Source organism: Staphylococcus sp. Marseille-Q5304 (assembly GCF_943737015.1).
Taxonomy (GTDB): domain Bacteria; phylum Bacillota; class Bacilli; order Staphylococcales; family Staphylococcaceae; genus Staphylococcus; species Staphylococcus hsinchuensis.
In genome coordinates, this window is the sequence record NZ_CALSFP010000001.1 from 725,642 (window position 1) to 749,380 (window position 23,739).

At 32.7% G+C, this 23,739-nt stretch carries 26 protein-coding genes and 2 riboswitches; of the genes, 15 read left to right on the forward strand and 11 right to left on the reverse strand.

The features are described from left to right. Nucleotides 1-249: 249 nt before the first annotated feature. Nucleotides 250-453: a DUF6007 family protein gene (locus NGI30_RS03735; protein ID WP_251519701.1), complete on the reverse strand. Its 204-nt coding sequence runs from the start codon at nt 451-453 to the stop codon at nt 250-252. A 124-nt stretch (nt 454-577) separates the two neighbouring features. After that, nucleotides 578-2,167 carry a phosphoenolpyruvate carboxykinase (ATP) gene (gene pckA / locus NGI30_RS03740; protein WP_251942743.1) on the reverse strand — a complete coding sequence of 530 codons (1,590 nt, stop codon included), beginning with the start codon at nt 2,165-2,167 and terminating at the stop codon, nt 578-580. Nucleotides 2,168-2,332: 165 nt separating this feature from the next. Next, nucleotides 2,333-2,446: riboswitch (SAM riboswitch) on the forward strand. Between the two features lie 108 nt (nt 2,447-2,554). Here pckA and metK point away from each other — a divergent pair. From metK to NGI30_RS03755, 3 genes are all read left to right on the forward strand, one after another. Beyond that, nucleotides 2,555-3,751: a methionine adenosyltransferase gene (gene metK / locus NGI30_RS03745; RefSeq protein ID WP_251943916.1), complete on the forward strand. Its 1,197-nt coding sequence runs from the start codon at nt 2,555-2,557 to the stop codon at nt 3,749-3,751. A gap of 91 nt (nt 3,752-3,842) precedes the next feature. Next, nucleotides 3,843-4,748 (forward strand): NERD domain-containing protein, encoded by a 906-nt coding sequence (locus tag NGI30_RS03750; RefSeq protein WP_251519705.1) that lies wholly within the window; start codon nt 3,843-3,845, stop codon nt 4,746-4,748. Between the two features lie 162 nt (nt 4,749-4,910). Then, on the forward strand, nt 4,911-5,753 hold the full coding sequence (locus tag NGI30_RS03755; RefSeq protein WP_251942745.1) for an aldo/keto reductase: 843 nt from the start codon (nt 4,911-4,913) through the stop codon (nt 5,751-5,753). A 75-nt stretch (nt 5,754-5,828) separates the two neighbouring features. On the opposite strand, the gene NGI30_RS03760 is transcribed toward NGI30_RS03755, so the two are convergent. Genes NGI30_RS03760 through NGI30_RS03770 form a run of 3 tightly spaced genes read right to left on the reverse strand, consistent with a single transcriptional unit; the run spans nt 5,829 to nt 6,876 of the window. After that, nucleotides 5,829-6,185: a fluoride efflux transporter FluC gene (locus NGI30_RS03760; protein ID WP_251519709.1), complete on the reverse strand. Its 357-nt coding sequence runs from the start codon at nt 6,183-6,185 to the stop codon at nt 5,829-5,831. Further along, the gene (crcB, locus tag NGI30_RS03765; protein ID WP_251942747.1) at nt 6,182-6,547 is read right to left on the reverse strand and encodes a fluoride efflux transporter CrcB; all 366 of its coding nucleotides are present in this window, start codon (nt 6,545-6,547) and stop codon (nt 6,182-6,184) included. The genes NGI30_RS03760 and crcB overlap by 4 nt, the downstream gene beginning before the upstream one ends. A gap of 23 nt (nt 6,548-6,570) precedes the next feature. Continuing rightward, a complete protein-coding gene (locus tag NGI30_RS03770; RefSeq protein WP_251519713.1) occupies nt 6,571-6,876 on the reverse strand; it encodes a hypothetical protein in 306 nt (101 codons plus the stop codon). A gap of 236 nt (nt 6,877-7,112) precedes the next feature. Between NGI30_RS03770 and NGI30_RS03775 the strand changes: the two genes are divergently transcribed. Together NGI30_RS03775 and NGI30_RS03780 are read left to right on the forward strand one after the other, a co-directional pair. Beyond that, nucleotides 7,113-7,826 carry a transaldolase gene (locus NGI30_RS03775; protein ID WP_251942749.1) on the forward strand — a complete coding sequence of 238 codons (714 nt, stop codon included), beginning with the start codon at nt 7,113-7,115 and terminating at the stop codon, nt 7,824-7,826. Between the two features lie 273 nt (nt 7,827-8,099). Beyond that, nucleotides 8,100-8,540: a hypothetical protein gene (locus NGI30_RS03780; protein WP_251519717.1), complete on the forward strand. Its 441-nt coding sequence runs from the start codon at nt 8,100-8,102 to the stop codon at nt 8,538-8,540. Here NGI30_RS03780 and NGI30_RS03785 read toward each other — a convergent pair whose 3' ends face one another. After that, nucleotides 8,541-8,963 carry a competence protein ComK gene (locus tag NGI30_RS03785; protein WP_251519718.1) on the reverse strand — a complete coding sequence of 141 codons (423 nt, stop codon included), beginning with the start codon at nt 8,961-8,963 and terminating at the stop codon, nt 8,541-8,543. It lies immediately after the preceding gene. 7 nt (nt 8,964-8,970) lie between these two features. Beyond that, nucleotides 8,971-9,447 carry a sigma-70 family RNA polymerase sigma factor gene (locus NGI30_RS03790; protein WP_251519721.1) on the reverse strand — a complete coding sequence of 159 codons (477 nt, stop codon included), beginning with the start codon at nt 9,445-9,447 and terminating at the stop codon, nt 8,971-8,973. A gap of 217 nt (nt 9,448-9,664) precedes the next feature. Between NGI30_RS03790 and NGI30_RS03795 the strand changes: the two genes are divergently transcribed. Next, the gene (locus tag NGI30_RS03795) at nt 9,665-9,889 is read left to right on the forward strand and encodes a hypothetical protein (RefSeq protein ID WP_251519723.1); all 225 of its coding nucleotides are present in this window, start codon (nt 9,665-9,667) and stop codon (nt 9,887-9,889) included. A 189-nt stretch (nt 9,890-10,078) separates the two neighbouring features. Further along, nucleotides 10,079-10,930, forward strand: coding sequence for a peptidoglycan release complex glucosaminidase SagB (gene sagB, locus NGI30_RS03800; RefSeq protein ID WP_251942750.1), 852 nt, complete (start codon nt 10,079-10,081; stop codon nt 10,928-10,930). 360 nt (nt 10,931-11,290) lie between these two features. Here the strand turns inward: sagB and NGI30_RS03805 are convergent, their stop codons facing one another. Next, entirely contained in the window at nt 11,291-12,217 is a 927-nt protein-coding gene (locus NGI30_RS03805) for an osmoprotectant ABC transporter substrate-binding protein (protein WP_251942751.1), read from the reverse strand. A 172-nt stretch (nt 12,218-12,389) separates the two neighbouring features. On the opposite strand from NGI30_RS03805, the gene NGI30_RS03810 reads away from it, so the two are divergent. The 5 genes from NGI30_RS03810 to ribH all read left to right on the forward strand — a co-directional run bounded on the left by NGI30_RS03810 (nt 12,390) and on the right by ribH (nt 17,682). Further along, complete coding sequence (locus NGI30_RS03810; RefSeq protein ID WP_251519729.1) at nt 12,390-13,859, forward strand: FAD/NAD(P)-binding protein; 1,470 nt, start codon at nt 12,390-12,392, stop codon at nt 13,857-13,859. A gap of 135 nt (nt 13,860-13,994) precedes the next feature. Beyond that, a riboswitch (FMN riboswitch) is annotated at nt 13,995-14,131 on the forward strand. A gap of 205 nt (nt 14,132-14,336) precedes the next feature. Continuing rightward, the gene (ribD, locus tag NGI30_RS03815) at nt 14,337-15,380 is read left to right on the forward strand and encodes a bifunctional diaminohydroxyphosphoribosylaminopyrimidine deaminase/5-amino-6-(5-phosphoribosylamino)uracil reductase RibD (protein WP_251942752.1); all 1,044 of its coding nucleotides are present in this window, start codon (nt 14,337-14,339) and stop codon (nt 15,378-15,380) included. A gap of 5 nt (nt 15,381-15,385) precedes the next feature. Further along, complete coding sequence (ribE, locus tag NGI30_RS03820) at nt 15,386-16,018, forward strand: riboflavin synthase (protein WP_251942753.1); 633 nt, start codon at nt 15,386-15,388, stop codon at nt 16,016-16,018. A gap of 11 nt (nt 16,019-16,029) precedes the next feature. Further along, complete coding sequence (gene ribB / locus NGI30_RS03825; protein WP_251942754.1) at nt 16,030-17,211, forward strand: 3,4-dihydroxy-2-butanone-4-phosphate synthase; 1,182 nt, start codon at nt 16,030-16,032, stop codon at nt 17,209-17,211. Nucleotides 17,212-17,223: 12 nt separating this feature from the next. After that, on the forward strand, nt 17,224-17,682 hold the full coding sequence (ribH, locus tag NGI30_RS03830; RefSeq protein ID WP_251519734.1) for a 6,7-dimethyl-8-ribityllumazine synthase: 459 nt from the start codon (nt 17,224-17,226) through the stop codon (nt 17,680-17,682). Between the two features lie 289 nt (nt 17,683-17,971). Here ribH and NGI30_RS03835 read toward each other — a convergent pair whose 3' ends face one another. Further along, nucleotides 17,972-18,973, reverse strand: a complete 1,002-nt coding sequence (locus NGI30_RS03835; protein ID WP_251519735.1) for a proline dehydrogenase family protein — start codon at nt 18,971-18,973, stop codon at nt 17,972-17,974. A 263-nt stretch (nt 18,974-19,236) separates the two neighbouring features. Here NGI30_RS03835 and NGI30_RS03840 point away from each other — a divergent pair, with 263 nt between their 5' ends. The 3 genes from NGI30_RS03840 to NGI30_RS03850 all read left to right on the forward strand — a co-directional run bounded on the left by NGI30_RS03840 (nt 19,237) and on the right by NGI30_RS03850 (nt 21,874). After that, the gene (locus NGI30_RS03840) at nt 19,237-20,061 is read left to right on the forward strand and encodes an alpha/beta fold hydrolase (RefSeq protein ID WP_251942755.1); all 825 of its coding nucleotides are present in this window, start codon (nt 19,237-19,239) and stop codon (nt 20,059-20,061) included. 315 nt (nt 20,062-20,376) lie between these two features. Continuing rightward, complete coding sequence (locus tag NGI30_RS03845; RefSeq protein WP_251942757.1) at nt 20,377-21,333, forward strand: L-lactate dehydrogenase; 957 nt, start codon at nt 20,377-20,379, stop codon at nt 21,331-21,333. Nucleotides 21,334-21,472: 139 nt separating this feature from the next. After that, nucleotides 21,473-21,874 (forward strand): transcriptional regulator, SarA/Rot family, encoded by a 402-nt coding sequence (locus tag NGI30_RS03850; protein WP_251519738.1) that lies wholly within the window; start codon nt 21,473-21,475, stop codon nt 21,872-21,874. Between the two features lie 308 nt (nt 21,875-22,182). On the opposite strand, the gene mnmM is transcribed toward NGI30_RS03850, so the two are convergent. Then, complete coding sequence (gene mnmM / locus NGI30_RS03855; RefSeq protein WP_251519740.1) at nt 22,183-22,743, reverse strand: tRNA 5-(aminomethyl)-2-thiouridylate-methyltransferase MnmM; 561 nt, start codon at nt 22,741-22,743, stop codon at nt 22,183-22,185. Then, the gene (mnmL, locus tag NGI30_RS03860) at nt 22,740-23,693 is read right to left on the reverse strand and encodes a tRNA modification radical SAM protein MnmL/YtqA (RefSeq protein ID WP_251942759.1); all 954 of its coding nucleotides are present in this window, start codon (nt 23,691-23,693) and stop codon (nt 22,740-22,742) included. Before mnmL ends, mnmM begins: the two co-directional genes overlap by 4 nt. Nucleotides 23,694-23,739 lie beyond the last annotated feature (46 nt).

The window sequence follows — 23,739 nt, forward strand, 5'->3', positions numbered from 1 at the left end:
TTAAAGCGGTCTCAATAACTTTAATGTTTGGAAGCAATCTTTAAATTAAAATATTTGTAAAACCAATTAAAAATTTTATTGAGAATAAACTTATTATATAATTTTGCGTGGTAAAATGTAATACCTTTTCGTAAAAATTTTGTATTATTTTTTGGGATTTTGTAATAATGAAAAATTTACGATTTTAATAAAATAAAAACCACCCTTAGACTGCTACTAACAATCTATAGGGTGGTTTAATTAACCGATTTATTGTCGTTTATTTAGAAAATGATTCCATAAAATGTGTGTAGTTAAAACTAAACCCATACCAAAAAATATAATAATAATTACATTTAACAATATACACCACGTGTTATAGGTAGGTAAGTAAGAAAATAACAGAAACATTGGAATTAAAAATATAATGTCCCACCAAGTGATTTGTAAAATTGTCTTTTCAATATTTTTCATCATGCACCAACCTTACTGTATTAAGAGTACTTGCATTACAAAAAGAAAAGCACTACTTACGGTTTGTGGACTGTAAGTAGTGCTATGATGATGACAGTAATTAAAAGTTTACTTGTAAAACGTTTTATTTGAAACCGCCTTTTTCAGCTAAATCTGAAACTTCGTCTCCGAACTTTTCGAAGTTTTGTTTAAAGCGTTCAATTAAATCTTGAGCTTGTGCTCTATATTCTTCTGGTTTGCTCCAAGCATTGATTGGGTTCAATAATGTTTGTGGTACATCTTCAACTTGAACTGGAATGTTTAAACCGAACATATCATCTTTAATGTATTCAGCGTCTTTAAGTGAACCTGTAATTGCTTCGTTAACCATTTGGCGTGTATAACCTAAGTTAATACGGCGACCTGTTCCGTATTTACCACCAGTCCATCCTGTATTAACTAAATAAACGTCAACTTCGTGTTCATCGATAAGTTCACCAAGTAAATCAGCATATTCTCTTGCGTGTAATGGTAGGAAAGGTGAACCGAAGCATGTTGAGAATGATGGTTCTGGTTCAGTAATACCACGTTCTGTTCCTGCAAGTTTAGCTGTAAATCCACTTAAGAAATGATACATCGCTTGATCTTTCGTTAATTTAGAGATTGGTGGTAATACACCAAACGCATCGGCTGTTAAGAAAATAATCGTATTTGGGTGTGCTGCTTTTGAAGGTGTAACGATATTTTCAATATGGTGAATAGGGTAAGCTGCTCTTGTATTTTCAGTATAACGGTTATCATCGAAATCTACATTGCCTTCTTCGTCTACAACGACGTTCTCTAAAATTGTACCGTATTGAATTGCATCATAAATTTGTGGTTCTTTCTTATATGAAAGGTTAATTGCTTTTGCGTAGCAACCGCCTTCGATATTAAAGATACCGTTATCGTTCCAACCGTGCTCATCATCACCGATAAGTTTACGGGATGCATCAGCTGATAATGTTGTTTTACCTGTACCAGAAAGACCGAAGAATAGGGCAACGTCACCTTTCTCCCCAACATTTGCAGAACAGTGCATACTCATAATGTCATCTTTAGGTAATAAGTAATTCATTACTGAGAAGATACCTTTCTTCATTTCACCAGCATATTCAGTACCACCGATTAAAATCACTTTATGTTTAAATGAAGTGATGATAAACGTTTCTGATTTAGTGCCGTCAATTTCAGGATCAGCTTTAAAGTTTGGTGCTGAAACGATTGTGAAGTTAGGTTTAATATCTTCTGCTTCTTCTTTAGAATTTGGACGAATGAACATGTTTTGAGCAAATAAATTGTGCCATGCTAATTCATTGATGACAGTTAAATTAAGTTGAGAATCTTCATCACTGCCAGCATAACCATTAAATACATAAAGTTCGTCTTTAGCATCAAGGTGGGTGATGACTTTGTCATACAGTTTTAAAAATGTATCTTCGTCGATAGGTTGGTTGATATTACCCCAATCGATATCATCTCTATATGAAGGTTCGTTGACGATGAATTTATCCTTTGGTGAGCGTCCAGTATATTTTCCGGTTTTAGCATTAATCGCACCCAATTCTGTTAATTCGCCTTCATCGTTTTCTAAAATTTTCTTGTACAGTTGAGTTGTAGATAATTGGAAAAGTGAAGTTGGTTTCTCTAATAAGCTCTTAATCTTATTCGTATATGTGTATGTATCTACAGCCATATTCGATCCCTCCTAGATTTTTGAAAATATAAGCCTTTACAATTGAAAAGTATAACACATATGTATGATTAGTCCATATCATTTTGTGATGAATAATAATAATTTATAACTAAATGTTAAATTGACAATATGATCTAAATTCTGTACTATAGTTACTAACGGATTCTCTTATCCTGAGAGGCGGAGGGACATGGACCCAATGAAGCCCAGCAACCTCTTCTATTTTATAGAAGAAAGGTGCCAAACCGTTTGCAGACAAATAGGTCTGAACGATAAGAGCGAATGGACGTATAAAAGCCTTCTCTCTATTAATAAATAGTGATGAAGGCCTTTTTTAATGAGCTCACTATGAAAGAGAATTTTCGTAATAAATATTTAAAGGAGCAAATTATGTATAATAAAAGATTATTCACTTCAGAATCTGTAACAGAAGGTCACCCAGATAAGATTGCAGATCAAGTTTCAGATGCAATTTTAGATGAAATACTAAAGGATGACCCTAATGCTCGTGTAGCTTGTGAAACGACTGTGACTACAGGTATGGCATTAATTTCTGGTGAAATATCTACTTCGACTTATGTAGATATTCCTAAAGTAGTTCGTGAAACAATTAAAGATATCGGTTATACACGTGCGAAATATGGTTACGATAGTCAAACGATGGCCGTGTTAACCGCGATAGATGAACAATCTGCAGATATCGCACAAGGTGTAGATAAGGCTTTAGAATACCGCGATGAAACAACTGAAGCGGATATCGCAGCTACTGGTGCCGGAGATCAAGGGTTAATGTTTGGTTATGCAACAAACGAAACGGATACTTATATGCCGTTACCGATATTTTTATCTCACCAGTTAGCGAAACGTTTATCAGACGTACGTAAAGATGAAATTTTTAATTACTTGAGACCCGATGGTAAAGTCCAAGTTACTGTGGAGTACGATGAACATGATGAGCCTAGCAGAATTGACACAATTGTTGTATCAACGCAACATGCAGAAGATGTAGAATTGGAGCAAATTCAAGAAGACATTAAGTCCCATGTTATTTATCCAACAGTACCAGAAAATTTACTCGATGATGAAACTAAGTTCTTTATTAATCCAACAGGACGCTTCGTCATTGGTGGACCACAAGGTGATGCAGGACTTACAGGTCGTAAGATTATTGTAGATACTTATGGTGGTTATGCACGTCATGGTGGCGGTTGTTTCAGTGGTAAAGATCCAACCAAAGTGGATCGTTCAGCAGCTTATGCCGCACGATATGTTGCTAAAAACATCGTCGCTGCTGAATTAGCTGATAAATGTGAAGTTCAATTAGCATATGCAATCGGTGTTGCAGAACCAGTTTCAATTTCAATCGATACATTTGGTACAAGTTATGTTAGCGAAGAACAACTTGTTGAAGCGGTCAGATCTCATTTTGATTTAAGACCAGCAGGTATCATTAAAATGTTAGACTTAAAACACCCGATTTATAAACAAACAGCAGCCTATGGTCACTTCGGTCGTACTGATGTGTTACTACCATGGGAAAAATTAGATAAAGTGAACTTATTGAAAGATGCTGTTAAAGCATAAAAAGACCAACTTATTGTAAACTTATCTCTCGAACAGAAAGCGAAAGTTGTTTATAATTAAGTTATGTAACACATAAAGGAGCGTTTACGTTATGAGTGGAGTACCATTATTAATTGGTCTAGCTGTCGCAATCATTGTAGCAGTTGTATTGCTCATTCTTTTCATTGCTGCACTAAGTAGTAAGAAGAAGGCACAAAAAAAGGTTGAAGAGAAATATCAATCTAGAGAAAAGAAATTAAAAGACGAGCATAAAGAAGAGTTAGAGAAAGAACGTATTGAAAATAAAAAGACAGTGACAAAGCAAAAGGAAGATTACGATAATACTGTAAATAACAAAGATCGAGAAATCGATGCTTTAAAGTTGTTCTCTAAAAATGAAAGTGAATATGTAACGGATATGCGATTAATCGGTATTCGTGAACGTTTAGTGAATGAGAAACGCATTCGACCAGAGGATATGCACATCATGGCGAATATATTCTTGCCAGAGAATGAATTCAGTAATGTACAAAGATTAAGTCATTTAGTACTAACACGTACTGGTCTTTATATCATTGACTCACAGTTATTAAAGGGACATGTATATAACGGCATTAACTCAAGACAATTCAAAGAACAACCTACGATGGAACAAGTATTTGAAACGCTAGATCTTGATAAACAATCACCACAAACGTTAGTTTTAGATCAAAATGATGATAAACATTCGTTATCATTTGTGAACTATTCAAAATACTTAAGTGATTTAGAACATTTAGCAGGTGATTTACAAACAAAATTAAACTTGAAATTCACACCGACAACAATTCTTTACTTTAATCCGAAGAATGAAGGCGCGGTTACAATTTCAAACTATGCACAAAGTTCTAGTTCGAAAGTATTGGTTGGGCCTGAACAATTAGACGAATTCTTTAATAAATTCGTATTCCATGGTCGAATTCAATATAACGTTGAAGATTTACAACGTATTATGGATGAGATTGAAACATTCAATTAATATAACATTACATCAAACTGTCAATTAAGTTAACGACTTAGTTGGCAGTTTTTTTAGAGTTAATAAATTGAAAATAGAATGCTTTTTGCAAGATTATTTACTTTATTACTGAAGTTATTTTAATTATTATAGATTTTGTAATAGCGAATAGGAGGTCTTTAAATGGAAAGTGTTCAGTTTTACAATGGCAATGAAATGCCAATGGTTGGTTTAGGTACATTTCGTGTCGAAAATTCAGACGAATGTAAATTAGCAGTTAAACATGCAATTGAAAGTGGTTATAGACATATTGATACTGCAATGATCTATGAAAATGAAGTTAAAGTAGGGGAAGGAATAGCTGAAGCTTTAGAAACTACTGGTTTAAAACGAAGTGATTTATTTATTACTTCAAAACTGTGGCTCGCAGATTATGGACGCAATAATGTGGCAGATGCTTATAATAAATCTTTAGAACGTTTAGGTTTAGATTATTTAGACCTTTATTTAATGCATTGGCCAGGTACTGATGAAGCATTAATGATTGATACATGGCAAGGAATGGAAGACTTATATAAGCAAGACAAAGTGAAAAATATCGGTGTGAGTAACTTTAATGTAGAACACTTTGAAGCACTGTTAGCACAAGTATCTATCAAACCAGTTATTAACCAAGTTGAGTTTCATCCTTATTTAACGCAAGAACCTTTAAGACGCTATATGGAAGTTCAAAATATCCATGTAGAATCATGGTCCCCATTAATGAATGCACAAATATTAGATGATGAAACAGTTCAAGCGATAGCTACAGAAATTGGAAAGTCGCCTGCACAAGTCATTATTAGATGGAATATAGAACACGGTGTAGTCGTAATTCCTAAATCTGTAACACCAAGTCGTATTGAAGAAAATTTAGATGTGTTTAATTTTGAATTAAGCGAGGAGCAAGTATCTAAGTTAGATCAAATAAACGAAGATAAACGTATCGGGCCAGATCCAAGCGAATTTACTGGTAAAGATAAGTAATATTAAGCGTGTACATATAATGCTTACTAAAAAACGTGAGACAAATAATTGTCTCACGTTTTTCTATGCATTTGATTAAATGAGATAATAACCACAAATACAAGCGATAAATGCACCGACATATTGTATTGTTGAATAGATGAAGAACAAGCCATATTGTTTGTTAGGTGTTAAGAATTTAACTAATTCTGAAGAAAGCGTTGAGAATGTTGTGAAACCGCCAAGTACACCAACTACGAAAAAAGGGTGTATCCACGTATTGTGAATTGTTAAAGCCATTACCATTCCAATTATGAAACTACCCAATATATTGACAAGGCTTGTCGCAATAGGTATCTGACTATTAAAATATCGTTGACATAGATGCGTGATCGTACCTCTGATAACAGCACCAATGCCACCGCCACACATAAGAAGTAGGATTTTTATCATGCTAACCTACCTCCTAACTTCATACCTGCAAAGCAAGCAAGTAAACCGACAACATAACTAACGCATGCATAAACGATTAGCCATATAATTATACCTTGTTGTAATAGTTGTACAAGTTCAAATTGAAAGGTTGAAAATGTAGTCAATGTACCTAACAATCCTACTGAGAGCCCTTGTTGTAAGTTTGGTTTATTCACTAATAGACGAAACGTATAGACAACTACAATACCTAAAATAAAAGAGCCAAGTATATTCGCTATAAAGTTTCCAAGAGGGAACATCATTGAAAAATTCAGAAAGGAGACAATATATCTCAGTAGTGCACCTATAGCACCACCCAAAAAAATATATAAATATTTCATGCCTGGACCTCCGTTTTCAATATTTAAAATAGCACATCGAATGTAGATAATGAACTTAATATGTGTAGGATGATAACAATAAGTAAAATGAACGGTAGGAACTTACTTGCTTTTCTAATCCAGTCTTCTTTGTCTCTTGCATGTTTAATAGATTTATCTGCAAAAATAACAGAAATTATTAATATAATCGCATTAATTATACTACATACAATGATTAATTTTATAATCGAATGAAAATGTATATTCAGTAATGGATTTTTAGTATTAAAATAAAAGCTAATTAGTATAAATAATAATGTTAAATAAAAATAAAGTTTTGATCGTGCCATAATAACCTCCTCTAACAAGCCATTTAATTATAATACCATATTTTAAATTGAAGTGAACGTAATTTATTTAATGACTCAGTTAATCATTTGTTTAAAGACAAGTTATGAGCTACGTAAATGTCACCTTAAGCAAAAAATTAGAATAAACTAAATGATGGTGGTATAAAGGGTGTAAGAGTTTTAAGAACTGTAATAATAAACGAGTATCGTTTAATCTTTTTTTGGAGGCGTATGTTATGTCAAATTTAAATGTACAAGTATTTGCGGATGGTGCAGATATCGAGGAAATGAAAGCTGCCTATGTTAATAAACAAGTGGATGGTTTTACGACAAATCCTAGTTTAATGGCTAAAGCAGGCGTTAAAGACTATAAAGCTTTTGCTGAAGAAGCGGTACGAGAAATTCCAGACGCTTCTATTTCATTTGAAGTTTTTGCAGATGATTTAGAAACGATGGAAAAAGAAGCAGAAATTTTAAAACAATATGGCGATAATGTATTTGTTAAAATTCCTATTGTAAATACTAAAGGTGAGTCTACTCTTCCATTAATTAAAAAGCTATCAGCAGATAACGTAAGATTAAATGTGACAGCTGTATATACGATGGATCAAGTTAAAGCAATCACAGAAGCAGTTACAGAAGGTGTACCAACTTATGTTTCTGTATTTGCTGGCCGCATTGCAGATACTGGTGTTGACCCACTACCTTTAATGAAAGAAGCTGTAGAAGTAACTCATAGTAAAAAAGGCGTACAATTACTATGGGCTAGTTGTCGTGAAGTACTTAATGTCATTCAAGCTGACGAAATTGGTGCTGATATCATTACTTGTCCACCAGATGTAGTAAAGAAAGTAAATAACAATATTGGTCGCGATGTAAATGAATTATCAGTAGATACGGTAAAAGGATTTGCAAAGGATATCCAAAGTTCAGGGTTATCTATACTTTAATTCAAAAGATTATTGTAAATGTAGTTTAAATAGTGTCTTGGTTACACGAAAGTGTAGATATTTAAGACTATGCGTTAAGTTATATAAATTAAGAATGCCAGTAAATGAATTTAAAAACTCATTTACTGGCTTTTTATTGTATTTATAAGCAAGTACTTTATTAATGTTGTAATCAAAAATAAATATAAATAGGTAGGTAAATAAAGAATTCTTTGTCTGATATAATATGATTAAATAGTTGGATTTCGCTATTTTTAGAAAGGTGTTTGAAATATGAAATTAAATGTTTTTAAAGAAAAGGTTCGAAAACAATTATGGTTTCTTAATAGAAATGAACGACAACAATTAGATGATGTACTTTCTACAATTAATGATCAAGATAATGAAATAGTAAACAAACCTATTGCGTTCTCTAACCAGTTTTTGCGTAAATATATATTCAAAAGACAAAAGATGACACCTACACAGTTATTTTTATTATTGATATTAATACTCATAACATACATTGTATTAATTGGCCTATTTTTATTTGGCTTTTTATTAAGCTTAGCAGTGGTTCAATCATTAATGAGCTCTGGTGGTAACGTATCGATGATTATTGTAGCGTTGTCATTTATAGGTTCCATACTTCTCATTGTTCTAAGTTTATACTTTATTAAACAAGTTACTGCATATTTTACTAAAAAGTTGTTAGCTTATAAGTTTAATAAATAATTAAGTTAAAAGGTGAGAAAGTGTTAGGCTTTCTTGCCATTTTTTATAAACGAGCGTATAGGGGACATCTAAAATAATATATGTTGTATTTTCAAAAAATATATAAGTTTGATTGCCTTTTGAAGTTATACCTGTAATTGCTGCGGCATTAATATAATATTGTAGAGGGGCACGTTGCGTTTTAACAGGAAATAAAATAATGTCTTTTGATACGACTAAAGGGACTAACTTACGAATTTTTAATAACTGTTTAGCTTTTTTACATTGAAGATCGAATGATAATTGATATGTTTCAAGAAAATATTTGAGTGTGCGTGTAATCGTTGTAGGATAGGTAAATTGATGTGTCGTAAACTGACATAACGTCAATGGTTCGTAACTCAGTACAGTCTTGAAATATAAGATTTTTGTTAATTGAGACATATAAAAATCACCTTTTCATTTCAAAATAGTTATTTATAAATTTCTGGCGTACGCGTTTTTGATAATTTTTAAGAGTAGAGGTCGAACAATTAAGTTGATGTGCCATTTCCTGTTGTGTAAAGCCTGCAAGCTTTAACTCTAGCCATTGTTGTTCTTGGTTAGTGAGAATAGTGCGGAATTGCTCGAGTGATAGGGTAAATTCAGAATCATCATAACTAAGTAAATCATTAGTGTGATCTTCTAAGTTTAGGTTGGTGAGCGATGCACCTTGTTGACGAAATAAATCGATGAGATAGTATTTGAGGCGTATAAATAGATGGTTTTTAATTGAGGATGATTTACTGCAATTATAATCAAGAAATAGTTGCCACATCTTGATTAATAATTGCTGGTAATATTCATCATATTGATATTTAACTTGATATTGCTTCAACACACAGTGAATAATATATTGGTGCTTATCGTGAAATTGCTCAAAAGTCATAGTAGCTCCAATGTTGTACATACAACGAGAATTTCCGGATAATCAAAGCTTAATGGGATTTTTATAAATTTTCATTTGCTAAATCTACTAAAAGGGTGTTAAATAGTAGGCGTAGAACTAAAAATTTGCACTTTTAAGTAATTAACACGTTTTTTAAATTAAGATATAACACTTTATTGATATTTTGTTATCTTTTTAATATTTTTAGGAGGTACATATGGATTACGCACTTTTAAACTTGGAACATTTTTTCGCAAAACATAATGATTTAGACGTTATAAAAGACAAATCTGATTTTGTAATGATAAATAATGTAACGAAAGAAATGAAATATCGCGAAGGTGAAGTAGAGGGAGCGGTCGATTTAAACCGTTATTATTATAAAAATAGATCACAAGCCGTTAGTTTTATTATAATGGAGTACGATAAAAGTCAAGAGTAATGAAATTAAACTTTCATTACTTTTTTTATGAATATGTAACAACCAAGGTATTAAATTGTACGTTCGTTTATTTAGTGTTAGAATTTGGTACCAGATAGAAAAAAGGAAAGTTAACTTATAAGAAAGTCATATAAATTTTAAGTTAACGTCAATCATTTTATATTTAATTATTCCTCATGAGGTGTGAAAATGACGAAACAGAAAAAACGCTCGCTTTTAACAATTGGTGGATTGTTAATTGTTTTGGGCATAACTGTAGTCATTGTTTTCTCAATGATTTCAGATCAAATATTCTTTAAGCACGTTAAAGAACAAGAAAAAGTAGAAAATTTGAATGTGTCTTTACATAAAGCTGCTAACAAACAAATTGATAACCACACGAGTCAACAAACTTCAGATAAAAAGAAAGAGAATTGGAGAGACGCTTCATCAACTGAGATTAAATCGGCTATGAACAGTGAAGCTCTCATTGATGATGATACACAAAATTATCAATTTTTAGAGTTAGATAAATATCAAGGCATCGATGACAATAGAATTAAGCGTATGCTTTTAGACAATCCGACATTACTTAAACATTCAGATGATTTCATTCAAGCTGCAAAGCGTCATCATGTAAATGAAGTTTATTTAATATCTCATGCATTACTTGAAACAGGTTCAGCTAAGAGTGAAATTTCAAGTGGTGTTAAAATAGATGGAAAAAAATACTATAATTTCTTTGGAGTTGGTGCATTAGATGAAGACCCAGTGAAAACGGGTGGCGAATATGCTAAGAAACATGGTTGGGATACGCCTGAGAAAGCCATTGACGGCGGGGCGCAATTTATCCACAAACATTTCTTATCACACAAAGATCAAAATACGCTATATAGTATGAGATGGAATCCTAAAAATCCTGGTGAACATCAATACGCTACGGATATTAAATGGGCAAAAAGTAATGCGAAGATTATGGCTGATTTCTATGACAACATGAAGACAGAAGGTAAATATTACAAATACTTCGTATACAAAGACGATGCTAAACATAAAAAGTAAATATATTAATTAAAAGAGCAGAAAAGGCGACACTTGAAATTGTTGTTGTTTCTGCTCTTTTATATTAAAGAAAATGTGTGCAAGTTTCTTGAAAAATTAAAATGTAGTAATTGAAAAAGAGTCTGAGACAAAAATAGATGTCTCAGACTCTTAGTTTTTATTGCAAACTGAATCATTAAGTGATTCAGTACTTATTCAATTAATAAGCTTTATTTTTTCCACTAAAGATAAACATCAATAATATTAATGTTGCAATCAGTTTTAGAACGAATTTCATAATACTCACTTCCTTAAAAATAGAGTAACACTACAGTGCTTTATACGTACATCAATGTACGATACATATTTAGACTGAGAATATTATTTGTTATCGAAATAATGATGTTTCTTTAAGAATTCTTCAGCGATAATTGCAGGTTCTTTGCCTTCGCCATCAGCTTGATAATTTAATTTTTGCATTTGTTTTGTATCGATTGTACCTTTTAATTTCTCAATCGATTGTTTAATTTCTGGATGTTTTTTAAGTAATTTATTTGGCGCGACTGCACTCGCATCGTACGGCGGGAAGAAATTTTTATCGTCTTTTAATACGACTAAATCATATGCTGCAATTCTACCATCAGTGGTATAACCTAATGCAACGTCTAATTTTTTATTTTTGAGGGCATCATACACTAATCCGATTTGCATAGGTTTTAAATTGCTAAAACCAAATCCGTAATGTTTTTTAAATGGACCATAACCGTCGCCACCGCGTTTAATCCAAGTGGTATCTGTACCAACTTTAACTTTGTCCTTTATTTTTTTTAAGTCGGAAACTGTATGCAGATTATATTTTTTAGCAGTTTCTTTCGTTACTACAAAGGCAAACGTATTTTCAAAACCGTAAGAATCAAAAAATGTTTGATCGAATTTCTTGTTAAATTGTTTTTGGGTGATTTCGGTTGCTTTTTTGGAATCAGAAATGGGTTTATGCTTGAGCACACCTGTTAAATCTGTTCCAGTGTAGCGTGTACTGTTAATATCGGCGTCACCTTTTAATAGTGCATTATGTTGGATCGTAGCTGAGCCTAAATTGTTAATAATTGAGCCTTCAATTTTATGGTGGGTATCGTGTTCAATTTGCTCTTTAATTAAATATGCCATAATTTGAGATTCACTCGTAGCTAAAGCTGAAATTTTCACTTGTTTTTTAGCATTGCCTCCGCCTAATCCTGGTAAATCACATGAAGCTAGCACCAAAGTACATAAAATAATAACTAAAGTTAAATATTTATATTTTCGCATGATTTTGCCCCTTAATTAGTTTAATAATTAATTCTTATAATGTATAAATGTTAACATAGTTTTTAGAATTTTATAACTTAGTACTCATTTTAAGCAAAGTTACGTAATTTTGTTTATTATTATGTTAAATTGGTATACTGAAATGTACAGAAATTGAGATAGGATGTGTATTATGAGAATAGCCATTATAGGAACGGGGACCGCTGGAGTCAGCATTCTCAGAGAGTTAGTTAAAAATAAAAATTTTTCAAAAATGCACATTGATGCGTATGATAGTACGAAAAATATAGGACAGGGCATTCCATTTCAAAATGATAGTGAGCAATTATTAATCAATTTGCCTGCCGAACAAATGTCGTTAAATTTAGACAATAAAAGAGAGTTTTTCAATTGGTATGAACACCAGTCGACATTTAAATATAAGCATCCTGAATATTTACCGAGATTTCTCTTTGGTCATTACATGAAGAGTTTTATACAAAAGTACAATGAACAATTTGAGAATATCCACTTGATCGAACAACAAGTTCAAGAAGTATTTATAGAAGCAGGTATAGGGCAAACAAACGTTATATATAATGTCTGCACCTCTGAAGAAATAGGTAAATGTAAAAAATACGATGTTGTATTCTTAACTATTGGGACAATGTCATACCATGATCCATATCAATTGAAAGGAAAGAAAGGGTATATACATACACCATATCCAACTTATAATACACTAGACGAAGTTGACGAAACAGAACGCATTGCAGTAGTAGGTACAGGTTTAGCTAGTTTAGATGTTATAAGATACGTCGTGTCGCATCATCCTAACTTACCTATAACGATGACAAGTAGGAAGGGACAATTGCCAAGTGTGCGTGGGGAAATGCCTGAAGTTCACTTTGAACATTTAACTCCTGTGCAATTAAACCAATTGAAAAAGGAACATTTCGGCAATGCGCCATTAGAAAAAGTCATAAAGTTATTTTTAAAAGATTGTGCACGTTATGACTTACCAATTAAACAGTTAATAGAACGTAGAGTAGGCAATCCTATCGATGACTTAACATATGATTTAAATCATCCAATCGAATTAGGTAAATTACAAAGCTTACTAGAAAATGCTAAAGAAAATTTAAATTGGATTTGGAATAGTCTGAGTCGTAAAGACCAAAAGCGTTTTTTATCTGAATATAGTTGGGTGCTTAAAGATAATAGTAATCCTATGCCTCCAGAAACAGCTCGATTACTCGTAGATTATATTCAATCAGGTCAAATTGAAATTAAATCAGGACTAGAAAACATTGAATATGATGACAAACAATTTCACTTTGAATTTAAAGATCAACAAGAGACGAAACAACAATTTGATGTCGTTATTAATGCTACGGGTTCTAAGACACAACTCGCAGATTTGGATGAAGATGATCAACTCATTATAAATATGGAAAATAGACAAGTGATACAAGCACATCCACTAGGTGGAATTCAAATATTAGCTGAAACAAATCAAGTCATTAGTCCGAGATATGGTACTTTAGATAACATGTATGCGATAGGTCAATTAACAAATGGAATCAATCAATCTCGTAATGGTGTAACAATGATTGTTAAACAAGCAGTGAATGTAGTAAAGCATTTGACAAAAAATAATTAAATAAATATATTAATTAACAGAGGTTCAATGCCGATATAATCACTAAGAATTGTTTTTTAATTAAAAATGTAGTACGATATTATCGTAACTTGAGGAAAGGTTACTTGACTCAAACATCATTTCACAATTTCATATGAATTCTTTCGGGGCAGGGTGAAATTCCCAACCGGCAGTAAACTAAAGCCTGCGACCTGCGTTTGCATTAGTGCGAATGTGGCTGATCTAGTGAGAATCTAGAGCCGACAGTAAAGTCTGGATGGTAGAAAGAATGAAGTATAGCAAACTGTTATTAACACAGTGTTTCTTAAAGATGCACTTTTTTAATAAACGAGTATTTTATATGAGGGACGAGTATGTATTTATTTCATGATTTTTTCATCGGATATACGTACATCTTCAAACTAGTATAAATGTTATACCGATTTTACCTACACCTGAAATTTTATATTTTAGGTGTATTTTTTTAGAGGTGATAAAGTGAGTCATTATTTAAATTATGCAATTCAATTAGCTAAAATGGTTGACGGTCAAACTGGGGTAAATCCACCCGTTGGCTCTGTTGTAGTAAATGCAGGACGTATCGTAGGCATTGGTGCGCATTTAAGACAAGGTGATAAACATGCTGAGGTACAAGCGTTGGATATGGCTCAAGATCAAGCAAGAGGCGGAACGATTTATATCTCGTTAGAACCATGTACACATTACGGTTCTACACCTCCTTGTGTAAATAAAATAATTGAACATGGGCTGAAGAAAGTCATCTACGCTGTTAAAGATACAACGTTAGAATCTGAAGGTGACGCAATATTACAAAATGCTGATATTGAAGTTGAATATCGACCTATAGAAGAAGCGGAAGCTTTATATCACGACTTCTTTATTTCGAAACAACAGGGTTTGCCTGAAGTAACAGTCAAAGTTTCTTGTAGTTTAGATGGCAAACAAGCAACGGACGAAGCTCAAAGCAAATGGATTACAAATCCACAGGTCAAACAAGATGTCTTTGCGTTGCGTCATAATCACGATGCAGTATTGACCGGTCGTGGCACACTAGATGCTGATAACCCACAATATACGACACGTATTGAAAATGGTAAAAATCCACTAAGAGTGGTGTTATCTAAATCAGGCCAAATAAATTTTGATTTAGACATTTTTAAAGAACCGCCACAACCAATTTGGATTTATACAGAAAATAAACAACTAGAAAGTCCACATAGTCAAATCAATATCAAATATTTAACTCAATGTTCTATTGAAAATATATTAAAAGATTTATATCAACAAGGTATAGGTCGCGTGCTTGTAGAATCAGGACCGACAGTGACTTCTGAATTTCTCCAATCAGATTTTATCAATGAACTTATTATATATTATGCCCCGAAAATCATTGGTGGTTCAGGAAAGTATCAATTTTTCCAAACTACTGAAGTGACAGATTTAGCAAATGTATCACAATTCGAAATTGTAAATACACGTATGCTTGAGCAAAATATTAAATTAGAATTGCGAAAGAAGTGAATTAAATGTTTACCGGTATCGTTGAAGAATTAGGAACGATTAATAAAATTACGAATCAAAATTCGGTCGTTAATTTAACCATAAATTGTGAAACTATTTTATCAGGTATGCATATCGGAGACTCAATTAACGTCAACGGTGCATGTTTAACAGTAACCGAATTTAACCATCAATCATTTTCAGTTCAAGTCATTAAAGGAACTGAAAATAAAACTTATCTTAATAAATTGAGACAAGGTGATGAAGTCAATTTAGAAAGAGCGATGAGTGGCAATGGACGTTTTGGCGGACATTTCGTTCTTGGACACGTCGATGCGGTGGCGAAAGTTACGCGTATTCAAGATTCTGCAAATTCAAAAATTGTCACAATCAAATCACCCCAATCGTCATTAAAACAAATGGTGCAACAAGGTTCGATTACTGTAGATGGTGTAAGTTTAACTATTTTTCAATTAAAAGATACTGAATTTGATATTCATCTTATCCCGGAAACGCGTCGTGCTACGATTTTAAATCAAAAGCGTGTAGGTGATTCGGTGCACATTGAAACAGATATGCTTTTCAAATACGTTGAAAAATTAATGACGAATAAAGATTCAGGACTTACAGCTGAAAAGTTAAGCATGTTTGGATTTTAGGAGGCATATGTATGCAATTAGATAGTATAGACAAAGCGTTAGAAGCTTTAAAACAAGGAGAAAGTATCATTGTAGTAGATGATGAAGATAGAGAAAATGAAGGTGATTTAGTCGCAGTCACAGAATGGATGAAAGACGACACTGTGAATTTTATGGCGACGCATGGTAAAGGTTTAATCTGTTCACCTATAAGTAAAGACATTGCTAATCAGTTAGAATTAGAACCAATGGTAAGACAAAATACAGATGCTTATGGCACGCAATTTACAGTCAGTGTCGACCATGTCAATACGACGACAGGTATAAGTGCACCTGAAAGAACAATGACAGCGAAAGCATTGATTAATGAGCACGCAACTGCTAAAGATTTCAATAAACCAGGACATCTTTTCCCGTTGATTGCTCAAGATGAAGGTGTTCTTGTGCGTCGAGGACATACAGAAGCTTCTGTTGATTTAGCAAAAATGACAAATGCAAAGCCAGCAGCACTCATTTGTGAAATAATGAATGATGATGGCACAATGGCTAAAGGCGATGAATTACAATCGTTTAAAGAAGAACATCAACTTGTCATGATTTCAATAGAAGATTTAGTTAAATATCGTAAATCTTCACCCTCCAACTTAGAAGCGAAAGCCAAAGTTAAATTGCCTACACAATATGGTCAATTCGATATGTATGGCTTTACTACTGGTGATAAAAAAGAAGAAATTGTAGCTATTGTGAGTGGTGACATTAAAAAAACTGAAAACGTACGTATACATTCGTCATGTTTAACAGGTGATATATTCCACAGTCAACGCTGTGATTGTGGTGAGCAACTTGATGCCTCTATGAAATATATTCAACAACATGGCGGCATGATTTTATATCTACCTCAAGAAGGTAGAGGTATAGGTTTAATCAATAAACTCAAAGCCTATGAACTGATTGAACAAGGATATGATACTGTAACTGCTAATGTTGCATTAGGTTTTGATGAAGATTTACGTGATTATAGAGATGCAGCTGAAATATTGAACTATTTCGGTATTGAAAATGTGAATTTAATAAGCAATAATCCTAAAAAGTTTGAAAGCTTAGAAACATATGGTATTAATATAGCACAACGTATAGAACTTGTTGTTCCAACAAATAAATACAATCAAGATTATATGGATACTAAAAAAGTTAAAATGGGACATTTATTATAGGAGGAAAACATTATGAATTTTGAAGGTAAATTAATAGGATCAGATTTAAAAGTAGCGGTAGTAGTAAGTAGATTTAACGACTTTATTACAAATCGTTTATTAGATGGAGCGAAAGATACACTTATTCGCCATGAAGTACCATCAGAAAATATTGACGTTGCATACGTACCAGGAGCATTTGAAATTCCGTTAGTAGCTAGAAAGCTTGCACAAAAAGGTGAATATGATGCAGTTATTACATTAGGTTGTGTCATTCGCGGAGCTACTTCACATTATGACTATGTATGTAATGAAGTTGCGAAAGGTGTTTCTAAAGCAAATGATGTAACTGATACACCAGTCATTTTTGGTATCTTAACTACTGAAAACATTGAACAAGCAGTTGAACGTGCAGGTACAAAAGCAGGCAATAAAGGTGCCGAAGCAGCAGTAAGTGCAATCGAAATGGCTAACTTATTAAAAGAAATTTAAACTATTCAGTTTTAATTAGAATAAAAATGATGTAAATCTGATTTGTTCTATATTCAGATAAAATAAAAACGATGATTTCTATCATATTAAAATAGAAATCATCGTTTTTTAGTTATTTTATCTTACTTTGAATTTTGGAATAACGGTTAAATTTTTATCGTGTAATAAATATATATGACGATCATAAGAGGGGATAAAGGTCTCCATTACATCATGACGTTAATCAATATAATATGCCCATCAAAAGGTTTTAATTAAAATCCTTTGATGGGCATCATTTTGACTTATTTTACTTTCTTAAAGCTTTTACTAAGTATGTTGAAGCTACTCCGACTGTTGTCACACCAGCTGCTACAATTCCAATACGTTTAAGTGATTGTGGTTTTGTAAGTTCTTTAAACATAAGGTTTAAGTTTTGTGGTCTTTCAGCAAGTCTACGCATAAAGTAGCTGAACCAATCATCACCAAATGGTACATAAATACAGAAGTTGTAACCTTCATTTTTGATTTCTTCTGCTAATTCAGAACGGAAACCGTACAACATTTGGAATTCATATCTGTCTTTCTCGATATTATTATCTTTAATGAATTGTTTGATTTGTGTGATAATTTTGTCGTCATGTGTAGCAATTGACGTTACATTTTTGGCTGTTAATAATCTTTTTTCGATTAAGCGTATGTAATTTTCATCAATTTCTTCTTTCGTTTGATAAGCTATGTTTTCTGCTTCTTTATAAGCCCCTTTAACCATTCGTAAACGAAGTTCAGGATATTTCTCAATTAAAGCATCAGCTTTATATAAATATGCTTGAATCACTGTACCAACGTTTTTAAATTCGCCTTTTAATCGGTCGAGTACTTGTGTGATGTCAAATAGGCTATCGTATTTCTCAGTATCAATGTTGATATGCATATTATTAAATTCGTTTGCTTTTAATAAAATCTCTCGTAGGTTTTGGTAAGCAAGTTCAAGGTCAAATTCAGAACCAAGTTGGCTTAATTTAATTGACATATGACCATCAAGATTGTGATTATACATCGCATACATAACTTCGAGAATTTGGTCTTTAGCTTTAATTGCTTCTCCTGTAGTCAAAACAAATTCGCCTAGGCAATCAACAGTAACAGTTATCCCCTTATTGTTTAAACGTTCTGTAGTCTCTATCAAAGACTCAATCGTGTTACCTGCAACAACTTTCTTTGCTCCTAGTAAAGGACCAATTTCCTTAGCTGTTTCATTTAAAATTGTACTATTCGATAAACCTATGAAAAAATCTTTCACAATTGGCATATAAAATTCCTCCCATTCCTGCTACTACTCTATATCATCATATAGTGTAGCATGAATCTAAATGTAATGAAATCGTTCTCATAAAAATATATTACGTAATTTTTTACAAAATACACAATAACACGCTTTTCACAATAATAACAATATTTTTTAAATTCAGAACAAATTAGATTAAAAATTACCATGCTTTAAATGGAAATCGGTTGATATGATTTGATACAATAAAGACATTGAAAAATTTACAAAAAGGGGACCAAAGGATTATGTGGAAATGGGAAACTGAAAAAGAAGCCAAAGGTGTTGTGGTTATTGCACATAACATGCTTGAACATACAGGTCGATATGCGTATGTGATCACAATGCTACGTCGAAATGGCTACCACGTTATCATGGGTGATTTACCAGGACAAGGGCAAACACCACGTTCAGATAAAGGATTAATTAGAGATTTCGATGAATATCATGAACATTTTTTAGAGTGGATTAAAATTGCGAACGAATATAAAATCCCAACATACGTCTTAGGTGTAGGTTTAGGTGGCTTAATTATACTTAACTTATTAGAAAAAGTTGATGTTCCCATCGAAGGAGTTGTGTTAATTTCTCCTCTCTTAGAATTTAAAAAAGGTTATAAAACGAGAAAAGATAAAATTATCGCTAATGCAGGCAAAATGACAAAAAACAAACGCTTTAAAGTAGGCGTTTCAATCGATGAACTCACACGTAACGAAGAAGTGTTAGAAGAAACTTATGAAGATGAATTAATGTTACAGAAAGCTACATATCATTGGTATAAACAATTAACCGAAACAATGCGAGATACCGTATCACATTTAACAGATATTAATCCGATTCCGTTATTACTCATGTACGGAACGGAAGATAAAATTGCGGATACTGAAGTAATGAAATTAGTTAAAGATAAAGTAGATACAGATGAGCTTTACTTTAAAGTATGGAAAGGTTTATATCACGAAGTACATAACGAACCTGAACGTGATGATGTCATGAGATACGTACTTGCATTTTTAAATAACAGTGCAAGTCATAATGGTTTTATTATCGATGATAAAAATCAACCAAATTAATATATCAAAGCACATATATAGCAAACCAACTACCGAAATAAGGTAGTTGGTTTTTTTATATTACGAAAAAACCATTTTCAATTGACAATACTATTGATTAATTTCATTGATGAACGAATATCGCGTTATATATTCAAAAGCAAAAGGGTTCCTCGCAACTCAATAGCGTTAAATTACATTCGTAAAAAATAATCATAAAAATTCACGTGAAAATACTATAAATAATATTGCGAAAACTTAAATGATTTGGTATATTTTAATTATGAAATAAATCACAATATCATATTGAGTGAACCAGATAAGGATCGTAATATTATGAGTAATATTAATGGTAATAAAGTCGTACTGATTGGTGATGGGGCAGTTGGGTCTAGTTATGCGTTCGCGCTCGTAGCACAAGGCGTTGCGGATGAACTTGTCATTATTGATTTGGCAGAAGATAAAGTTAAAGGAGATGTTATGGATCTTAACCACGGTGCACCTTATGGGGAATCACCGATTGTTGTTAAGGCAGGCAGTTATCCAGATTGTTCGGATGCCGACATTGTAGTAATAACTGCGGGTGCAGCACAAAAGCCAGGTGAAACTAGATTAGATCTTATAGAAAAAAACACGAAGATATTTAAATCAATCGTAACAGAAGTGATGGAATCAGATTTTGATGGAATCTTCTTAGTTGCTACCAATCCTGTCGATATTTTAACTTATGTTACTCAAAAGGTTTCTGGTTTACCTAAATCCCGTGTCATTGGTTCAGGTACAATTTTAGATACCGCACGGTTCAAATATGAATTATCTCAAGAATTTGGCGTTTCACCAACGAGTGTACATGGACAAATTATTGGAGAACATGGTGATTCGGAATTGGCGGTTTGGTCTCAAACGAACATTGCGGGTCAACCATTATATGATTTATTGAAGAACAATCCAGAAAGACAACATAGAATAGAGGAAATATTTGTTAATACACGAGATGCAGCTTATGAAATCATACAAGCTAAAGGTGCGACATATTATGGGATAGCAATGGGTTTATTACACATCACAAAAGCGATTTTGAAAAATCAAAACGTGGTTCTTACTGTTTCTAGTTATTTAGATGGCGAATATGGAAATGAAGACATTTATATTGGGGTGCCTACTTTAGTGAATAGACAAGGTGCTGTTAAAGTTTTTGAAACATCTTTAAGTAATGAAGAACGACAATTATTTAATAATTCGGCAAATTTATTAAGGGAAATGCAAAATAAAATCAAACATATTATTGCATAATTGTAATTTTAACCTTAAACTATTTGTATAATTCATATTATTTTAAATACTTTGACAATTTATGTAGTACATCATTTATGGGAATGGCTAAGCAATATGAATTTACATGTTAATATTAATTGCAATTGGGGGAAGATTTATGGGAAAGAAACTCAGAGATGATATTGAAGGTGTATTGAAACTTGAGATGATAATGAGTGACATTGATAGCGTGTTTAATAGGGTTATCAGTGACTACAATATGTCGAAAGAAGAAGTGCTTATTCTTTTAACTTTATGGAAAGAAGGTTCTATGACGTTGAAAGAGATGGATAGTTTTGTTCCAGTAAAATCGTATAAGAGAACAAGAACTTACAATAATCTTGTGGAAAAAGACTGGGTTATTAAAGAAAGACCACAAGATGACGAAAGAACAGTAATTATTCATTTCAATGAAGATCTTAAAGAAAAGAGAGAAGCACTTTTAAATCAGTTTAAAACTGAAATTAAAAACAAATCAACTAACCTTCAAAACAATATCAATCTTATCTTAGGTTTATAACAGAATATGAGTTCACGTTATCTCAGTACACAATAAAAACGGGAGAGTGACAGAAATCGAATTTTTAATAAAGATTTCGTAGTCCATCCCCGGCAAGGATGACTAGGATTGAAAAAAGCTTGATATAAGCGTATTTTCAATTCAGACATCTACTGCCAAATTGACAAAGAGCCTGAGACACCTATTTTTGTCTCAGACTCGTCTAATCAATTTGATAATAATAGAAAAATCGATGATTTTTACATTTTCACAGTAAAAATCATCGATTTTATTTTAGTCTGAAAGACTAATGTCCCAGACTCTTCTTTTTAACGTTTTTCAATTGCACAAATAAAAGGTGGATCGTTTTGTTGATTAATAAATTGATAACGTAAAATATGTGCTTTTTTCTGATCGATTGTTTGTAAATAATTGAGTACACGTTCACATTCAATCTTGCCTTCTGGGTGGCCTGGGTAAATGACTAGTACAATAATACCTTCAGGTGCCAACATTTCAAAAATTGAATTAATCGCATCGATTGTACTTTCTGGTGTAGTTACTATTGATTTATCACCTTTCGGTAAATAGCCTAAATTGAATATTGCAGCATCAATTTTTCCATGTTCGTGTGGCGGAATATAATCTTTCACTTGTGCATGGCTATCTTTAAAAACGGCGACATGACTAAAACCATGTGTTCTTTCTTTAGTATGTTCAATAGCTGTATCTTGGATATCAAAAGCGTATACTTTACCATTCCCAACCGTTTCAGCTAAAAATAATGTGTCGTGGCCATTTCCGCAAGTGGCATCAATGACGATACTCTCTGAGGTGGTATGTTGCGATAATAAAGTTCTAGCGAAAGGTAAGATGCGTTCTAATTTCATTGTTGGACTGCACCTTTATAGTGTTTACCTTGATAAGATGCTCTGCGTGCTAATTCATCATCTATCTCATTTAAAACTTCCCATTTATTGACACTCCACATTGGTCCTACCATTAAATCAATAGGGCCATCACCCGTGATTCGATGCACTATCATTTCTGGTGGTATGACTTCTAATTGATCACAAACGAGATTAGTGTATTCTTCTTGAGACATAAATTCTAACATCCCTTTATCATATTGCTTAACCATTGGTGTGCCTTTTAATAAATGTAGTAAGTGAATCTTAATTCCTTGAACATCCATTTGGGCAACTTCTCTTGCAGTTTCCATCATCATTTCATAATCTTCGCCAGGTAAACCATTAATAATGTGTGTACAAACATTGATATTATGTTTGCGTAATTTAGCAACACCATCATAGTATGTTTGCATGTCGTGTGCACGATTGATTAAATCTGAAGTTTCTTGATGAATTGTTTGAAGACCTAATTCTACCCATAAATACGTGCGTTCGTTTAATTCAGCTAAATATTCAACGACATCATCAGGTAAACAATCCGGGCGTGTCCCAATAGACAGGCCAACGACACCTGGTTCCTTTAATGCGGCTTCATATTTTTCTCGTAAAACTTCAACCGGTGCATGTGTATTCGTGAATGCTTGGAAGTAAGCAATATATTGTCCGTCGCTCCATTTTTCATGCATGCGGTCTTTAATTTGTTGGAATTGTACCTCAATTGGGTCAGCACGATTGCCTGCGAAGTCACCACTCCCTGCAGCTGAACAGAATGTACAACCGCCATAAGCCACTGTACCATCTCTATTTGGACAGTCAAAACCACCATCAATTGCTACTTTAAATATCTTTTGACCAAACTTATTTTTTAAATGATAATTCCATGTGTGATATCTTTTATTTTCGAATGCGTAAGGGAAAAATTGTCCCATATAACATTTTCCTTTCTAAATCGATTCTAAGTAAAGATTTTAACAT

What these genes read in the sequence shown, in the direction of transcription:
- NGI30_RS03840 (WP_251942755.1), top strand. Translation starts at nt 19,237, where the DNA reads ATGTGGAAATGGGAAACTGAAAAAGAAGCCAAAGGTGTTGTGGTTATT.
- NGI30_RS03810 (WP_251519729.1), top strand. Translation starts at nt 12,390, where the DNA reads ATGAGAATAGCCATTATAGGAACGGGGACCGCTGGAGTCAGCATTCTC.
- NGI30_RS03760 (WP_251519709.1), bottom strand. Translation starts at nt 6,185, where the DNA reads ATGATAAAAATCCTACTTCTTATGTGTGGCGGTGGCATTGGTGCTGTT.
- NGI30_RS03750 (WP_251519705.1), top strand. Translation starts at nt 3,843, where the DNA reads ATGAGTGGAGTACCATTATTAATTGGTCTAGCTGTCGCAATCATTGTA.
- mnmM (WP_251519740.1), bottom strand. Translation starts at nt 22,743, where the DNA reads ATGAAATTAGAACGCATCTTACCTTTCGCTAGAACTTTATTATCGCAA.
- NGI30_RS03795 (WP_251519723.1), top strand. Translation starts at nt 9,665, where the DNA reads ATGGATTACGCACTTTTAAACTTGGAACATTTTTTCGCAAAACATAAT.
- NGI30_RS03770 (WP_251519713.1), bottom strand. Translation starts at nt 6,876, where the DNA reads ATGGCACGATCAAAACTTTATTTTTATTTAACATTATTATTTATACTA.
- NGI30_RS03755 (WP_251942745.1), top strand. Translation starts at nt 4,911, where the DNA reads ATGGAAAGTGTTCAGTTTTACAATGGCAATGAAATGCCAATGGTTGGT.
- NGI30_RS03835 (WP_251519735.1), bottom strand. Translation starts at nt 18,973, where the DNA reads ATGCCAATTGTGAAAGATTTTTTCATAGGTTTATCGAATAGTACAATT.
- NGI30_RS03805 (WP_251942751.1), bottom strand. Translation starts at nt 12,217, where the DNA reads ATGCGAAAATATAAATATTTAACTTTAGTTATTATTTTATGTACTTTG.
- NGI30_RS03845 (WP_251942757.1), top strand. Translation starts at nt 20,377, where the DNA reads ATGAGTAATATTAATGGTAATAAAGTCGTACTGATTGGTGATGGGGCA.
- NGI30_RS03735 (WP_251519701.1), bottom strand. Translation starts at nt 453, where the DNA reads ATGAAAAATATTGAAAAGACAATTTTACAAATCACTTGGTGGGACATT.
- ribH (WP_251519734.1), top strand. Translation starts at nt 17,224, where the DNA reads ATGAATTTTGAAGGTAAATTAATAGGATCAGATTTAAAAGTAGCGGTA.
- mnmL (WP_251942759.1), bottom strand. Translation starts at nt 23,693, where the DNA reads ATGGGACAATTTTTCCCTTACGCATTCGAAAATAAAAGATATCACACA.
- pckA (WP_251942743.1), bottom strand. Translation starts at nt 2,167, where the DNA reads ATGGCTGTAGATACATACACATATACGAATAAGATTAAGAGCTTATTA.
- ribB (WP_251942754.1), top strand. Translation starts at nt 16,030, where the DNA reads ATGCAATTAGATAGTATAGACAAAGCGTTAGAAGCTTTAAAACAAGGA.
- NGI30_RS03790 (WP_251519721.1), bottom strand. Translation starts at nt 9,447, where the DNA reads ATGACTTTTGAGCAATTTCACGATAAGCACCAATATATTATTCACTGT.
- NGI30_RS03780 (WP_251519717.1), top strand. Translation starts at nt 8,100, where the DNA reads ATGAAATTAAATGTTTTTAAAGAAAAGGTTCGAAAACAATTATGGTTT.
- NGI30_RS03785 (WP_251519718.1), bottom strand. Translation starts at nt 8,963, where the DNA reads ATGTCTCAATTAACAAAAATCTTATATTTCAAGACTGTACTGAGTTAC.
- ribE (WP_251942753.1), top strand. Translation starts at nt 15,386, where the DNA reads ATGTTTACCGGTATCGTTGAAGAATTAGGAACGATTAATAAAATTACG.
- NGI30_RS03850 (WP_251519738.1), top strand. Translation starts at nt 21,473, where the DNA reads ATGGGAAAGAAACTCAGAGATGATATTGAAGGTGTATTGAAACTTGAG.
- NGI30_RS03775 (WP_251942749.1), top strand. Translation starts at nt 7,113, where the DNA reads ATGTCAAATTTAAATGTACAAGTATTTGCGGATGGTGCAGATATCGAG.
- crcB (WP_251942747.1), bottom strand. Translation starts at nt 6,547, where the DNA reads ATGAAATATTTATATATTTTTTTGGGTGGTGCTATAGGTGCACTACTG.
- sagB (WP_251942750.1), top strand. Translation starts at nt 10,079, where the DNA reads ATGACGAAACAGAAAAAACGCTCGCTTTTAACAATTGGTGGATTGTTA.